Here is a 13,198-nt window from a genome sequence, read left to right as displayed (position 1 = left end):
AAATTCCGCTTTCGTCAATGGCGGCGATTTTGCCGTGGCAGGCCGCTGACGTGGCCTGTCGCCGGGCACCCCGCGCACCAGCCGGGCCGCCGTCCGGCGGGCGGCGGGAGACCGTCGCCCGCCTCCTGCGCCTCGTCCGCGGCGGGGAGCCGCCGCCCGACGACGGTCTCGGCCGGCTCGGCACGCTCGCCGCGACCGCCCGCGCGGGACGCGCCGTCAGGAGAGCCCGGCCTCGCGCTTGACGGACTCGAACCGCGCCGCCATCGCCTCCGACAGCGCCCGCGCCCCCGACAGCGGGCGCACCATCACGCAGAACTCGTCGATGAGCCCGTCCTCGTCGAAGTGCAGGAAGTCGCAGCCGTGCACCTCCCGCCCGCCGACCCGCGCCTTGAAGACCAGGGCGTGGTCGCGGCCCCCGGCGTCCTGGATCTCGCCGACGTACCGGAAGTCCTCGAACACCTGCGTGACCGCGCGCAGGATCGCCGCGACCATCACGCGCCCCTCGTAGGGCGCGTACGCGACCGGGCTGAGGAAGGTGACGTCCTCGGCCAGCAGCCCGGGGAGGGCATCCAGGTCGCCCTTCTCCACGGCAGCGCGAAACGGGTGCATCGGGGCCCACCTCCGTGTCCGTTCACCGCCGGCGCGATCCGCGAGCGCCGGCGCGTGAGGAGTCGCGGAAAGCCTATGCGGACGGTGACGGCCGGACGGCCGGGGCCCCGCCCTCAGCCGCCCGGCTGGAACAGGACCTTGATCGCGCCCTCCCGCTTCTTCTGGAACATCGCGTACGCCTCGGGCGCCCGCTCCAGCGGCACCTTGTGCGTCGCGAGGTCCATGACCCCGAGGGGGTCGGAGTCGTCCATGACCAGCGGCATCAGCGTGTCGATCCACCGCTTCACGTGCGCCTGCCCCATCCGCAGCGCGATGCCCTTGTCGAACATCCGCAGCATCGGCATCGGGTCGGCCATCCCGCCGTAGACGCCGATGACGGATATCGTCCCGCCCCGCCGGACGACGTCGATCGCGGTGTAGAGGGCGGCGAGGCGGTCCACCCCGATCCGGCTCATCAGCGGCGCCGCCGCGGCGTCCGGCAGCAGCCCCGCCAGCGTCTGCGCGATCTTCGCGGCGGGGGAGCCGTGCGCCTCCATCCCGACCGCGTCGATCACCGAGTCGGCGCCGCGGCCGCCGGTGCGGCTCCGGACCTCGTCCGCGACGTCGTCGGCCGCGTCCGCGTCGATGACCTCGATGCCGTGCCGGCGCGCCATCTCCAGCCGCTCGGGGACGAGGTCGACCCCGATCACGCGGTGCCCGAGGTGGCGCGCGATCCGCGCCGCCATCTGCCCGATCGGGCCGAGTCCGAGGACGGCGACGGTGCCGCCGTCCGGGACGTCCGCCCAGTCCACGGCCTGCCACGCGGTCGGCAGGACGTCCGACAGGAACACGAACCGCTCGTCCGGCGGGCCCTCCGGCACCTTGATGGGCCCGAACTGGGCCTGCGGGACCCGCAGGTACTCCGCCTGCGCGCCCGGCACGCGCCCGTAGAGCTTCGTGTAGCCGAACAGCGCCGCGCCCATCCCGTGCTCGCGGACCTGCGTCGTCTCGCACTGCGCGTACAGCTGCATCCCGCACATGTGGCAGTGGCCGCAGGAGATGTTGAACGGGATCACGACCCGGTCGCCCGGCTTCACGTGCGTGACCGACGGCCCGGTCTCCTCGACGATCCCCATCGGCTCGTGGCCGAGGATGTCGCCCTCGCCGAGGAACGGCCCGAGGACCTCGTACAGGTGCAGGTCGGACCCGCACAGCCCGGACGTGGTGATCCGGACGATCGCGTCGTCCGCCTCCTTGATCGTCGGGTCGGGGACGTCCTCGATCCGGACGTCCCGCTTGCCGTGCCAGGTCAGCGCCTTCATCGTGCTCCTCCTCGGACGGGTTCCCCCGGGGTCCGCGCGGACGGGTCCAGAGCGCCCGTACCCCGACGGGCACGGCGAAACGTGCGCGGCGGAGTGCGGGACGCTCCGACTGAAAAGGGAGGATCCGGGTAAACGGCTTCCCATGACGCCCGCCCCCGGCACCGCCTCCACCCCTCCCGCCAACGGCGCCGCCGCCCGGCCCGCCGCCGTCCGCGTCGGCGTCCTCGACGTCGGCTCGAAATCCGCGCACCTGCGGATCGCCGACCTCGCGCCCGGTGCGGCGCCCACGCCGGTCCGGTCGGTGAAGAGCGCCGTCCGGCTCGCCGAGGCCACCGGCCGCGACGGCGTGATCGCCCGGCCCGCCGTCGACCGGCTGATCGGCGCCGTCCGGGAGGCGGCCGCCGCGGCCGCCGCGCACGGCGTCGACGAGCTGGTGCCGTTCGCCACGGCCGCGCTGCGGGACGCGGCGAACCGCGACGAGGTCACCGCAGAGGTCCGCGCCGCCACCGGCATCGCGCTCGGCTTCCTCAGCGGCGAGCAGGAGGCCCGGCTGACGTTCCTCGCGGCGCGCCGCTGGCACGGCTGGTCGGCCGGCCCGATGCTGCTCGCCGACATCGGCGGCGGCTCCCTCGAACTCGCCTACGGCACCGGCGAGGATCCGGAGATCGCGCTGTCGCTGCCGCTCGGCGCCGGCCGGCTCACCCGGCACCACCTGCCGGCCGCCCCGCCGGTCCGCAAGCGGACCCGCACCGCCCTGCGCCGGCACGTCGAGGCCGTCCTCGCCGAGGCGACCGCGCCGATCACGGAGCGGCCGCCCGCGCGCTGCACCGTCGCCACGTCCAAGACCTTCACCCAGCTCGCGCGGCTCTGCGGAGCCCCGGCGGCGAAGGCGGGCCCGTACGCGCCGCGCGTCCTCGCCCGCCGCGACGTCCGCCGCTGGATCCCGAGGCTCGCCGTCCTCTCCGACCGGGAGCGGGCGCAGCTGCCCGGCGTGACGCGGGCCCGCGCGCACCAGATCCTCGCGGGCGCGATCGTCGCCGAACGCGTCATGGCGTCCCTCGGCCTGGAGCACCTCACCGTCTGCCCGTGGGCGCTCCGCGAGGGCATCCTGCTGCGCCGACTCGACGCCCTCGCGGCGGGCCGCCCGGCCGCGCCCCCGTTCCCCCGGACGCCGGACGGCCTCCCCGTGCCCGTCCCCGTCCGGCCGTCCCGGCTGCACGCGGTCCCCGCCTCCCGCTGAAGCACCCCCTTCCGACCTGCGCGTTTGGAGGAACCGCCAGCGGGCAGGCCGGGCGCGAGGCGACGTCACCGGGGGGAGCACGTCATGCGCATCGCCGACACCGGACGGATCGAGGCGCCGCCGGGCGACCTCGCGTTCCCGGCCGGCGGGGAGCGGCCCGCCGAGCACGCGCGCCACCGGCGGCCGGAAACCGGGCTCCACCGCCACGACGGCACCCTCTGAGCCGCGAGGTGCACCAATGACGGCGCTGCACGGCGACACCGGCACCAGCGCCGCGGACGCGCTCGCACGGCACCGCAAGGGCCTCCGGTTCGCGGACGTCCTCGCGACCACCGACCACAAGGTCGTCGGCTACCTCTACCTCGCCACATCGTTCGTCCTGTTCCTCGTCTCCGGGCTCATGGCGATGGTGATGAGGGCCGAGCTGCTCCAGCCCGGCCTCCAGGTCGTGAACGCGCACCAGTACAACCAGCTGTTCACGATCCACGGCACGGTCATGCTGCTGCTGTTCGCGACGCCGCTGTTCGCCGGGTTCGCGAACGTGATCGTCCCGCTGCAGATCGGTGCGCCGGACGTGGCCTTCCCGCGGCTCAACACGCTCGGCTACTACCTGTTCCTGTTCGGCGCGCTGATGGTGCTGTCCGGGTTCGCCGCCCCGGGCGGCGCGGCGGCGTTCGGCTGGTTCTCCTACGCCCCGCTGTCGACGGACCGGTACTCCCCGGGCGCCGGCGGTGACCTGTGGGTGATGGGCCTGATCCTGTCCGGGCTGGGCACGATCCTCACCGCGGTCAACCTCATCACGACGATCATCGGGATGCGCGCCCCCGGCATGGTGATGTTCCGGATGCCGATCTTCTGCTGGAACGTCCTGCTGACGAGCGTGATGGTGCTCATCGCGTTCCCCGTCCTCGCGGCCGCGCTGTTCGCGCTCGCCGCCGACCGGAGGCTCGGCGCCCACGTCTTCGACCCGGCGACCGGCGGGGCGCTGCTCTGGCAGCACCTGTTCTGGTTCTTCGGGCATCCCGAGGTCTACGTCGTGGCGCTGCCGTTCTTCGGCATCGTCACCGAGATCATCCCGGTGTTCGCGCGCAAGCCGCTGTTCGGCTACGTCGGCATGGTGGCCGCGACGATCGCCATCACCGGGCTGTCCATGACGGTCTGGGCGCACCACATGTTCGCCACCGGGCAGGTCCTGCTGCCGTTCTTCTCCTTCACCTCCTTCATGATCGCCGTCCCGACCGGCATCAAGTTCTTCAACTGGGTCGGGACGCTCTGGAAGGGGAACCTGACGTTCGAGACGCCGATGCTGTGGGCGCTCGGGTTCCTCGCCACGTTCCTCTTCGGGGGGCTGACCGGCGTGGTCCTCGCGTCCCCGCCGATGGACTTCCACCTCACCGACTCCTACTTCGTCGTCGGCCACTTCCACTACGTCCTCTTCGGGACGGTCGTGTTCGCGATGTTCGCGGGCTTCTACTTCTGGTGGCCGAAGATGACGGGGAAGCGGCTCCACGAGGGCTGGGGGAAGGTGCATTTCTGGTCGCTGTTCGCCGGCTTCCACACCACGTTCCTCGTCCAGCACTGGCTGGGCACGGCGGGGATGCCCCGACGCGTCGCCGACTACGCCGACGGGTTCGGCGCGCTGAACCTCATCTCGTCGCTCGGGTCGTTCGTGCTGGGCGCGTCCACGTTCGCGTTCCTGTGGAACGTCTGGCGGACGTACCGGCGCGGCGAGAGAACCCGCTCCGACGACCCGTGGGGCTTCGGCGGCTCCCTCGAATGGGCGACGTCCTGCCCGCCGCCCCGGCACAACTTCACGGCGATGCCCCGGATCCGGTCGCCGCGCCCGGCGGTCGACCTGCACTACCCGATCGAGACGCCGGCACCGGAAGCCGGTCACGCGCGGCGCGCCTGACTCCGCTCAGCCGCCCTGCCGTCCGCCCCCGGCGCCGTCCTCGCCGTCCTCGCCGTCATCATCATCGTCGCCGTCGCGCCGGAGGTCGCCCTGCCCGCCGCCCTCCACCTCGCTCTGGTAGTCCAGGAAGAACCGGTTCACGCGCGACCTGACCTGCGCCTTCGCGCGTCCGGGCGTCGGCAGCGGGAGTATGTGGCGGGGACGCGCCACGACGAGCTCGTCCGGATGCCGGATCCGCAGCAGCGCCGCGTGCTCGGCCGACACCCGCTCGTGCCGCTCCGCGAACCCGCCCTCGGGCGTCATCCGGATCGTGCCGCTCTCCACCCCCTCCGTCAGCGCGGCCAGGTCGCGGCGCTGCAGGCTCAGGCACGCCCGCCGCGTCACGGCGAACGCCACGGCCGGGAACACGAAGAACCCCGCGCGGAAGAACCACGTCGTCGCGTACAGCGGCAGCCCGAAGACGTAGGCGATGACGTCGTTGCCGCCGGCCGCCCACAGGTTGCCGTACCAGGCGACGGCCGCCGCGCCGATGGCGGTCCGGGTCGCGGCGTTGCGCGGCCGGTCCAGCAGGTGGTGGACGCGCCGGTCCCCGGTCGCCAGGCGCTCCGCGAACGGGTACAGCGCGATGCACGTGAAGAACACCCCGGGCAGGAGGACGGCGGGCACCAGCACGTTCCACGCGATCGTGTACCCGGCGACCGTCGTGGTCAGCGGCGGCATGATGCGCAGCGCGCCCTCCAGGAACCCCACGTACCAGTCGGGCTGCGAGAACATCGACACCCGCACCGCGTCGTACGGCCCGTACTGCCACACCGGGTTGATCTGCGCGAACCCGCCCAGAGCGGCGAGCACACCGGAGGTGAACAGGAGGAATCCCGCGCTCTGCGCCGCGAAGTTCGGGAACGCCGGCTCCCCGGACACCCGCGTCTCCCGCCGCCCCTCGCCCGGCCACTGCGTGTGCGTCTGATGCCAGAGGATCATCATGTGCGCGCTGATCAGCGCGAGCAGCACCCCGGGCAGCAGCAGCACGTGCACCGTGAACAGCCGCGGGATGAAGGCCTCACCGGGGAACTCGCCCCCGAACACCCACATCGCCAGGTACGACCCCGCGACCGGGATCGACAGGATGATGCCGTGCGTGATCCGCAGCCCGGTGCCGGAGAGCAGGTCGTCCGGCAGCGAGTAGCCCGCGAACCCCTCCGCCACGGCGAGGCTGAACAGCCCCACCCCGACCAGCCAGTTGATCTCCCGCGGCCGCCGGAACGCGCCGGTGAAGAAGACCCGCAGCAGATGGCAGCAGATCGCGGCGCTGAACACCAGCGCCCCCCAGTGGTGGATCTGCCGCATCAGCAGCCCGCCCCGCACGTCGAACGACAGATGCAGCGTGGACGCGTACGCCTCGCTCATCTCCACGCCCTTCAGCGGCGCGTACGACCCGTCGTACACCACCGTCCGGGCGCTCGGCTCGAACAGCAGCGCCAGGAACACGCCCGTCACCAGCAGGACGACGAACGAGTACAGCGCGATCTCGCCCAGCAGGAACGACCAGTGGCCCGGGAACGCCTTCCGCATGCTCCGCCGCACGAACCCGGCGGCGCCGAGCCGGTCGTCGAACCACCCCGCGATGCCGCCGGCGCGAACCGGCGCGCCTCTCCGTCCCGCCATATGCGTCTTCCCCCCGGCCGATCACCGTCTCCAGCGCACGGACACACGAGCGCCCCTCATGGGCGGCGGTGCGGGCGGCGCCGCGCCACGCCCTGCCGGGGCCGCGCCCGCCGCCGCTTCGCCGGCCCCACCCGGCCGCCGACGCGCGGCGGGCGCCCCGTCGCGTTCAGCAGGTTCCGGAGCCGCCGGATGTCGTCCCGCAGCCGGTCGGCCGCCCGCGGGTCGGGCTCCAGCCCCCCGAACGCGGTGTCCAGCAGATCGAGCTGCGCCGTCCGCAGCCGCGCCAGCAGCGCCCTCGGCTCGCCCGCCGGAACGTCCCACCGCTCCTTGCGGCGCCACCTGCGGTGCGTCAGCACATGCCGCTCACCCGGCACCAGGACGCCCCGCTTCGTCTCCTCGTCCGCCGCCAGCCAGAACCGGTGCAGGTACCGCCGCCGGACGACCCGGTACAGCACCACCGTGACGAGCAGGATCGGCACGCCCTTCAGCGGCATCATCGCCACCCCCGAGAGGACCGGCGCGTCCCACCACGCGTGCAGCGCCATCGCCAGCGCGATCCCCCAGAACGCGGCCACCGCCCCCGTCCACGACCCGCGCGCCAGCAGCAGTCCCAGCCCGGCGCCGCCCACCGCCGTCATCGCCCAGTGGCTCCACCACACCCCGCCGAGCACCCGGCTGCCGAACGAGAACAGCGCCGCGTTCACGTCCTGCGTCGCGCCCGTCACCACGATCGTGTTCAGGACGTACAGGAAGTCCTCCGCGATCAGGAACCCGAAACCGACCAGCGCCCCGTAACCGAACCCGTCGAGGGCGCCGCGCACCGCCGACGGCACGATCAGCGCCACCACCGCGACGCCGAGCAGTTTCAGCGTCTCCTCGTTCACCGGCGCCACGATCGACGCCCCCCACTCGGCGGCGAACTCCGGACCCGCGATCTTCGCGAGGATCGACTGGAACGCCGCGTTCGCCGGCAGCGCCGCCCCGAACGCGGCGAGCCCGCCCCACCCCACCGCGATGAGCGAGCACCGCAGCGGCCGTGACCGGATCGGATGCAGCCGCCGCAGCAGCCACACCCCGACGACCAGCGTCGGCGCGAGCAGCGCCGCGCCGATGAGCGTCCCCACCGGGAACTCGTGGACCTGCGCGTCCATGCCCCGCACGGCGATGAGCGCGCCGCCCAGGCACGCCGCGCCCCACAGCCAGAACGCCGGCCTGCGGATCATGGCTCCGCGATCCGGATCGTCCGCACCATCGCCTCGACCTCGGACGCCAGCCGCCGGTACGCCGCCGGCGGCCCCGACGCCGTCACGGCCGCGCCCAGCCACCGGGTCGCGAGCACGCAGGCGATCCCCACCCGGTCCGGGGCCGCGAACCGCCCCGTCAGCCCGGTCATCCCCGTGGCCGTCCTGATCTCGGACGGCTCGGCCGGGAGCCGCGCCTGACCGTGCATGGACTCGATCCGCTCCAGGCCGCGCCACAGCGACCGCGCGTCCGCCGACCTCAGCGGCACCACCACGCTGAGGTCGAAGACGACCTCGCCGCGGACCAGCTCGATGCCGCTCCCCAGGGACGACCGGGCGACGTTCAGCGTCCAGCCCGCCGCCGGCACCCGTAATGTCACCGGGCGCATCCCGTCCCGGGCCGCCCCTGCGGCCAGCGCCGTGCCGGGCGCGAGCGGCAGGTGCTCGCCGCCCAGCGCACGGTCCAGCGCGGGCACTCCGCCGCCCACGAGGAGCAGCACGAGCGCCACGATGCCGGTGCCCCACCATCTCACCCGCGTCACGTCGTCCCCCCTGATGACGTTCCTGCGGAGATCCCCCTGGTAGAACCCACTAAACGGGACGCTTCACCAGTGGGCGGGCCGCCGGACCGCCGCGGGGACGCGCGTCGCGCCGTCCCCCTTGGCCGCGTTGACCTGCGCCTGCGTGACGAACAGGCTTCCGGTGAGGTCGGCGCCGCGCAGGTCCGCGTCCCGCAGATCCGCCCCGATCAGGTCGGCGTCCCGCAGGTCCGCGCCCCGCAGGTCGGCCGCGATGAGCAGCGCGCCGCGCAGGTTCGCGCCCCGCAGCCGCGCCCCCTTGAGCCGCGCCCCGACGAGGTCGGCGCCCCGGTGGTCCCTCGTCCGCCCGAACCGGGCCCGAGCGAGCGCGCTGACCCGCAGCAAGAGCACGTTGACACGCCCCCGGACCTCGGCCACGTCCAGCCCGGCGAGATCGTCGGCGGCACCCCGGGTCAGCCCCTCGACCTCCGCGAGGAGGCTCCGCAAATCATCATGGACGGCTTCGGCGGCGGCCACGCCGAGCGCGCCGTGCAGGTACCACAGCAGCTCATGCAGCTGTCGCATGACGCCGAAGACCGCGAACATCGACTGCGCGACCTGAGGTTCACCCCGCCAGTCGCGCCCGCCGAACGTGTCCTGCGTGACCTTCTGCCCGGCCCCGAAGCAGTCGAAGACGGTGCACCCGGCGAACCCGCGCTCGCGCAGCTCCCCATGGATTCCGCAGCGGAAGTCGCCCAGCAGGTTGGCGCACGGCTCCCCGCCCGCCTTGTCGACCGCGAACCCGGCCGACCGCGAGAACGGCAGCGCCACACAGCACAACCCGCCACACCTCGAGCAATCAGCCCTCAACCCGCCGTCCGCGGCCGTCATCTCACCATCGCTCACGCTCCATTCTCGACCCTGTCCGCCGATGCCCCGGCCGAGCCGTCCGCCTTCGGCGGATCCAGCTTCCCCGCCTTGATCCGCCGCAGAAGCTCCGTCCAGGCGCTGGGCGAGACCCTGATGACCGGGCCGGCCGGTCCGGCGCGGAAGCCGGCACGCCCGTCGAGCGCGGCCACCTCTACGCAGGCGCTCGCGCTGGCGCAGACGGAAGCCTTACGCCATGACGAGGAAGGGGCATCTCCTGACAAAACCACGCATACTCCTTATTTCGCGCATGCGAAGCAAAGAAAAGAAAACCGCCGATAGGGGGACTCCTCACCCCTGAATGGCCCCAATCGCGAACGATCAGTCTATGTCATGAGGCGGTCATCTACCGGCCAATGATCGTCTATGACGAACTTGTCCTGGTAAATTGTCTAAGATGTAGGAGTTTGCCCGTATATTTGCCACTTAGTGTGGGCGGTGCGGAGGACCAGGTCCTGGGAGTCCTCCGCGGAGAGGGCGCTTGACAGCAGCCGGTCCCATGTCAACCGGTAAATGTGCACGGTCGCGTCGTCCCGGAATTCCGACGTGTATATGTTGTCGAGGAAGAGGACGTCGCCGAGTTCGGTCTGGTATGCCACCGGAAAGCTCATCAGTGTGAATGACTCGCTGATGACCGGTTCGCGCATCCGCTCCAGCGGGAGGATCCGCAGGTCGACGTTCGGCCTGCGGCTCCATTCGGCGAGCTGCCGCAGCTGGCCGTTCATCACCTCGGCGCCTCCGACGTTGCGCAGCAGGGCGGACTCGTCCAGGAGCACGGAAAGGCGCAGCGGGTCGGCTTTGTCCAGCACCCGCTGCCGCCGCATCCGCAATTCCATGCGCCGCTCGACCGTGCGCGGCGACGTCGGCTGGACCACACCGCCCGAGGCGATGATGGCGCGCGCGTAGGAGGGCGTCTGCAGGAGCCCGGGAACCAGCTGGCTCTCGTAGACGTAAGCCCGCTCCGCCTCGTCCTCGTGGGCGATGTAGTCCGCGAGCCCCTTGAAGATGTCGTCGCGGAAGTCGAGCCACCATCCCGGACGGGTCGCGGCCTGGGTCAAGGCGAGCAATTCGCCCAGGTGTCCCTCGTCCACGCCGTAGAGCTCCAGAAGCAGCCGGACATCCGACAGGCGGACGCCGATGCGGGCGTTCTCGATCCGGCTCAGCTTGGACGACGACCAGTTCAGCCGCTTCGCGACCTCGTCGACCGTCAGCGACAGCCCGTCCCGCAACCGCCGCAGCTCCAACCCCAGACGTCGTCGCTGAACGGTCGGAACTTGCGGCGCCATGTCGCAGCCGTCCCTTTCCTCGAAGCCCGGGGCGTAGCGTGCTGCCTTCGTCGGTGCAAGTTGCAACGGGAACGCTAGCATCCCGTGCATCCGCACAAAAGACCGGGAGTAGTCGCCCGTATGCGAAGAGAACCCGCAAGTAGTCGGCTTCTATCCTGACAGTGACATTTACCTCTGCCCCGTCATGCATGTGGCCGTGCACGTTGCACGGCCGCTTGGCGCCACCGATACTGAGGGCGCGCAGCCACATCGGAGTAACGCCGCCGTCCGGGCGGCGCGAATGGCAGCGTCCGCGAAGGAGGCCCGATGGGGAGCCTTCCGGTGCACCGGAGCATTCTGGTCCTCGACCTGGAGAAGTCCACCGGCATGCACCGCACCAACCCGATCAAAGGGGAACTGCGCCGCGAGATCTATCGCATGTTGAACGTCGCCCTGGAGCGCAGCGGAGTCAAGCCCGAGTTCCTCGACCGGTTCGAGGATCGCGGGGACGGCGTCCTGGTTCTGATCCATCCCGTGGACGATGTGCCGAAGGCGCATCTGCTGAGCCGGTTCGTCCCCGAGATCGCCGGGCTGCTGGGCGAGTACGAGCGGGGCCTGCCGCCCGCCGAGCGGGCGAGCCGCGGGATGCGGCTGCGCGTGGTGGTGCACGCGGGCGAGATCCACGATGACGGGAACGGCTACTACGGTGAGGCCCTGGACGTGGCCTGCCGGCTGCTGGACGCGCCCAGGCTGAAGCGCTTCCTCAGGGAGACGGCCGGTCCGCTGGCCGTCGCGGTCTCCGAGGAGATCTACTGGAGCGTCGTCCGGCACGAGTACGACGGGATCAGCGCCGCCGAATACCGACCGGGCCTGCGTGTGCAGGTGGCGGGGCGCCGGCGCCACGGCTGGATCCACGCGCCCGCCTGCGCGTCCGGTCGGGGGCCGCGCGTCCTGGGCCAGGCGGCGGATAGGGTGATCGTCGTTCGTGATCGTGCGGCTGGGGAGGTGAGTCCGGTTTCCGTCCTGTCAGGCCGGGTGCTCCCGACTCATGGGCCGCTTGTCCAGGGGGAGTGCCCGCAGGTGTCGTGAAAGGCGCCCATGTCGGTGTTTCCTTCTGAAGGTGTGTTCCCTGACGTCGTCGTCCGGTTGCGGGCGGCGGGATGCGTGTTCGCCGAGGACGAGGCTCGGCTGCTGATCGGCGGCGCGGGGTCCGCGGACGAGCTGTCGGCCATGGTGGAGCGGCGTGCCGCCGGGCTGCCGCTGGAGCATGTGCTCGGGTGGGCGGAGTTCTGCGGGCTCCGTATCAGCGTGGACCCCGGGGTCTTCGTGCCGCGGCGGCGGACCGAGTTCCTCGTCGGGCAGGCCGTGTCGCTGACGCCCCCCGCCGGGGTGGTCGTCGATCTGTGCTGCGGTTCCGGGGCGCTGGGGGCCGCGGTCGCGGCGGCGGTGGACGGTGTGGATCTGCACGCGGCCGACGTCGATCCCGCGGCCGTGCGGTGCGCCCGCCGGAACGTGCCCGGACGCGTGTACGAGGGGGATCTGTTCGCGCCGCTGCCGGCGGCGCTGCGGGGGCGGGTCGATGTGCTGCTCGCGAACGTCCCGTACGTCCCTTCCGGGGAGGTCGGCTCGCTGCCGGCGGAGGCGCGCGAGCATGAGGCGCGGGTCGCGCTCGACGGCGGCGCGGACGGGCTCGCGGTGCTGCGGCGGGTGGCCGCGGCCGCGCCGGAATGGCTGGCGCCCGGCGGGAGCGTCCTTTCCGAGACGAGTGAGCGGCAGGCGCCGGAGGCCGCGGCGATTCTGCGGCGCGCCGGGCTGCGTTCCCGCGTCGCGAGTTCGGGGGAGTTCGCCGCGAACGTTGTGATCGGCGTCCACGGTTAGAACGCCACGAGAGGGTAAAAGGGCGGTGTAGGACGATCGAAGGAGTGATATTGATGCGCCGCATCACCGCAGCGCTCAACGCCGTCATCGGCACGCTGATCAACGTGATCACCCTGCCGTTCCGGGTGCTCGGACGGCTGCTGACCCCGTCGCGCGGTCGTCCGGCGCGGAACCGTGCCACGCGCCGGCGCGCCGCCTGACGGTTCGAGGAAAGGGGAGGGGCCGATGGTCCCTCCCCTTTCTGTATCCAAGGGAAAATGCTTTGCCGAAGGCCGGTGGTCCGCCGCACCATGGAAGCGACTCGTCGCACATGCCGAAATGGTGAGGCGTCTGGCTTCCACCCAGGAGTACCGGGTTCGATTCCCGGGTGCGGCTCTGGACTGGACCGGTGGGATTAACGGCCCCCGGCCGGTCCGCCACGTGCCCTGGCGGAGCGGACGCCACCGCCCCGCCGGAGGGCACCCGCTTGGACGGGATGCGGCCGCCGGGTACTCTTTGGGTGTCCAAATATTGGCCGTCAAAGCAAAGCCCGGCGGAGGACCGATGACTGACTTTCCCGCGTATGCGCCGTCGGAGGAGCACGAGTTGCTGCGTGCCACGGTGCGTGAGCTCGCCGATGTGAAGATCGCCCCGTTCGCGGGG

Annotated in this window: 14 protein-coding genes and 1 tRNA gene; 7 read left to right on the top strand and 8 right to left on the bottom strand. The window is 72.1% G+C overall.

All coding sequences use genetic code 11. The features are described from left to right. Window positions 1-216: 216 nt before the first annotated feature. Together IE99_RS0100080 and IE99_RS0100075 are read right to left on the bottom strand one after the other, a co-directional pair. On the bottom strand, window positions 217-609 hold the full coding sequence (locus IE99_RS0100080) for a nuclear transport factor 2 family protein (protein WP_030144767.1): 393 nt from the start codon (window positions 607-609) through the stop codon (window positions 217-219). A 113-nt stretch (window positions 610-722) separates the two neighbouring features. After that, window positions 723-1,910, bottom strand: coding sequence for a zinc-dependent alcohol dehydrogenase (locus tag IE99_RS0100075; RefSeq protein WP_030144766.1), 1,188 nt, complete (start codon window positions 1,908-1,910; stop codon window positions 723-725). Window positions 1,911-2,052: 142 nt separating this feature from the next. Between IE99_RS0100075 and IE99_RS0100070 the strand changes: the two genes are divergently transcribed. The 3 genes from IE99_RS0100070 (at window position 2,053) to ctaD (ending at window position 5,062) form a co-directional block, all read left to right on the top strand. Further along, the gene (locus IE99_RS0100070) at window positions 2,053-3,150 is read left to right on the top strand and encodes a Ppx/GppA phosphatase family protein (protein ID WP_084219181.1); all 1,098 of its coding nucleotides are present in this window, start codon (window positions 2,053-2,055) and stop codon (window positions 3,148-3,150) included. Window positions 3,151-3,234: 84 nt separating this feature from the next. Further along, window positions 3,235-3,372 (top strand): hypothetical protein, encoded by a 138-nt coding sequence (locus tag IE99_RS31595; protein ID WP_157609933.1) that lies wholly within the window; start codon window positions 3,235-3,237, stop codon window positions 3,370-3,372. Window positions 3,373-3,388: 16 nt separating this feature from the next. Further along, window positions 3,389-5,062, top strand: coding sequence for an aa3-type cytochrome oxidase subunit I (gene ctaD, locus IE99_RS0100060; RefSeq protein ID WP_030144764.1), 1,674 nt, complete (start codon window positions 3,389-3,391; stop codon window positions 5,060-5,062). Window positions 5,063-5,068: 6 nt separating this feature from the next. On the opposite strand, the gene qcrB is transcribed toward ctaD, so the two are convergent. From qcrB to IE99_RS0100030, 6 genes are all read right to left on the bottom strand, one after another. After that, entirely contained in the window at window positions 5,069-6,727 is a 1,659-nt protein-coding gene (gene qcrB, locus IE99_RS0100055; RefSeq protein ID WP_051711711.1) for a cytochrome bc1 complex cytochrome b subunit, read from the bottom strand. Window positions 6,728-6,783: 56 nt separating this feature from the next. Next, a complete protein-coding gene (locus IE99_RS0100050) occupies window positions 6,784-7,950 on the bottom strand; it encodes a PrsW family intramembrane metalloprotease (protein ID WP_051711709.1) in 1,167 nt (388 codons plus the stop codon). After that, window positions 7,947-8,510 (bottom strand): hypothetical protein, encoded by a 564-nt coding sequence (locus IE99_RS32290; RefSeq protein WP_030144761.1) that lies wholly within the window; start codon window positions 8,508-8,510, stop codon window positions 7,947-7,949. Before IE99_RS32290 ends, IE99_RS0100050 begins: the two co-directional genes overlap by 4 nt. A 63-nt stretch (window positions 8,511-8,573) precedes the next feature. Continuing rightward, the gene (locus tag IE99_RS0100040; RefSeq protein WP_030144760.1) at window positions 8,574-9,377 is read right to left on the bottom strand and encodes a pentapeptide repeat-containing protein; all 804 of its coding nucleotides are present in this window, start codon (window positions 9,375-9,377) and stop codon (window positions 8,574-8,576) included. A gap of 11 nt (window positions 9,378-9,388) precedes the next feature. After that, window positions 9,389-9,643 (bottom strand): DUF397 domain-containing protein, encoded by a 255-nt coding sequence (locus IE99_RS30870; RefSeq protein WP_084219180.1) that lies wholly within the window; start codon window positions 9,641-9,643, stop codon window positions 9,389-9,391. Between the two features lie 162 nt (window positions 9,644-9,805). Next, window positions 9,806-10,699, bottom strand: coding sequence for a helix-turn-helix domain-containing protein (locus tag IE99_RS0100030; protein WP_030144759.1), 894 nt, complete (start codon window positions 10,697-10,699; stop codon window positions 9,806-9,808). A gap of 306 nt (window positions 10,700-11,005) precedes the next feature. Here IE99_RS0100030 and IE99_RS0100025 point away from each other — a divergent pair, with 306 nt between their 5' ends. From IE99_RS0100025 to IE99_RS0100010, 4 genes are all read left to right on the top strand, one after another. Beyond that, a complete protein-coding gene (locus tag IE99_RS0100025; protein ID WP_051711706.1) occupies window positions 11,006-11,767 on the top strand; it encodes a hypothetical protein in 762 nt (253 codons plus the stop codon). Between the two features lie 9 nt (window positions 11,768-11,776). Continuing rightward, the gene (locus IE99_RS0100020; protein WP_037558400.1) at window positions 11,777-12,556 is read left to right on the top strand and encodes a putative protein N(5)-glutamine methyltransferase; all 780 of its coding nucleotides are present in this window, start codon (window positions 11,777-11,779) and stop codon (window positions 12,554-12,556) included. A 53-nt stretch (window positions 12,557-12,609) separates the two neighbouring features. After that, the gene (locus tag IE99_RS31590; RefSeq protein ID WP_157609931.1) at window positions 12,610-12,756 is read left to right on the top strand and encodes an LPFR motif small protein; all 147 of its coding nucleotides are present in this window, start codon (window positions 12,610-12,612) and stop codon (window positions 12,754-12,756) included. A gap of 103 nt (window positions 12,757-12,859) precedes the next feature. Next, window positions 12,860-12,931 (top strand) — tRNA-Gly (locus IE99_RS0100010). The last annotated feature ends 267 nt before the right edge of the window (window positions 12,932-13,198 follow it).

Source organism: Spirillospora albida (assembly GCF_000718255.1).
GTDB lineage: Bacteria > Actinomycetota > Actinomycetes > Streptosporangiales > Streptosporangiaceae > Spirillospora > Spirillospora albida.
The sequence above is the reverse complement of the archived record's forward strand: the minus strand, read 5'-3'. Positions and strand labels throughout refer to the sequence as shown.

What these genes read in the sequence shown, in the direction of transcription:
- IE99_RS0100080 (WP_030144767.1), bottom strand. Translation starts at nt 609, where the DNA reads ATGCACCCGTTTCGCGCTGCCGTGGAGAAGGGCGACCTGGATGCCCTC.
- IE99_RS0100020 (WP_037558400.1), top strand. Translation starts at nt 11,777, where the DNA reads ATGTCGGTGTTTCCTTCTGAAGGTGTGTTCCCTGACGTCGTCGTCCGG.
- IE99_RS0100070 (WP_084219181.1), top strand. Translation starts at nt 2,053, where the DNA reads ATGACGCCCGCCCCCGGCACCGCCTCCACCCCTCCCGCCAACGGCGCC.
- ctaD (WP_030144764.1), top strand. Translation starts at nt 3,389, where the DNA reads ATGACGGCGCTGCACGGCGACACCGGCACCAGCGCCGCGGACGCGCTC.
- IE99_RS31590 (WP_157609931.1), top strand. Translation starts at nt 12,610, where the DNA reads ATGCGCCGCATCACCGCAGCGCTCAACGCCGTCATCGGCACGCTGATC.
- qcrB (WP_051711711.1), bottom strand. Translation starts at nt 6,727, where the DNA reads ATGGCGGGACGGAGAGGCGCGCCGGTTCGCGCCGGCGGCATCGCGGGG.
- IE99_RS0100050 (WP_051711709.1), bottom strand. Translation starts at nt 7,950, where the DNA reads ATGATCCGCAGGCCGGCGTTCTGGCTGTGGGGCGCGGCGTGCCTGGGC.
- IE99_RS0100030 (WP_030144759.1), bottom strand. Translation starts at nt 10,699, where the DNA reads ATGGCGCCGCAAGTTCCGACCGTTCAGCGACGACGTCTGGGGTTGGAG.
- IE99_RS0100025 (WP_051711706.1), top strand. Translation starts at nt 11,006, where the DNA reads ATGGGGAGCCTTCCGGTGCACCGGAGCATTCTGGTCCTCGACCTGGAG.
- IE99_RS0100075 (WP_030144766.1), bottom strand. Translation starts at nt 1,910, where the DNA reads ATGAAGGCGCTGACCTGGCACGGCAAGCGGGACGTCCGGATCGAGGAC.
- IE99_RS31595 (WP_157609933.1), top strand. Translation starts at nt 3,235, where the DNA reads ATGCGCATCGCCGACACCGGACGGATCGAGGCGCCGCCGGGCGACCTC.
- IE99_RS0100040 (WP_030144760.1), bottom strand. Translation starts at nt 9,377, where the DNA reads ATGACGGCCGCGGACGGCGGGTTGAGGGCTGATTGCTCGAGGTGTGGC.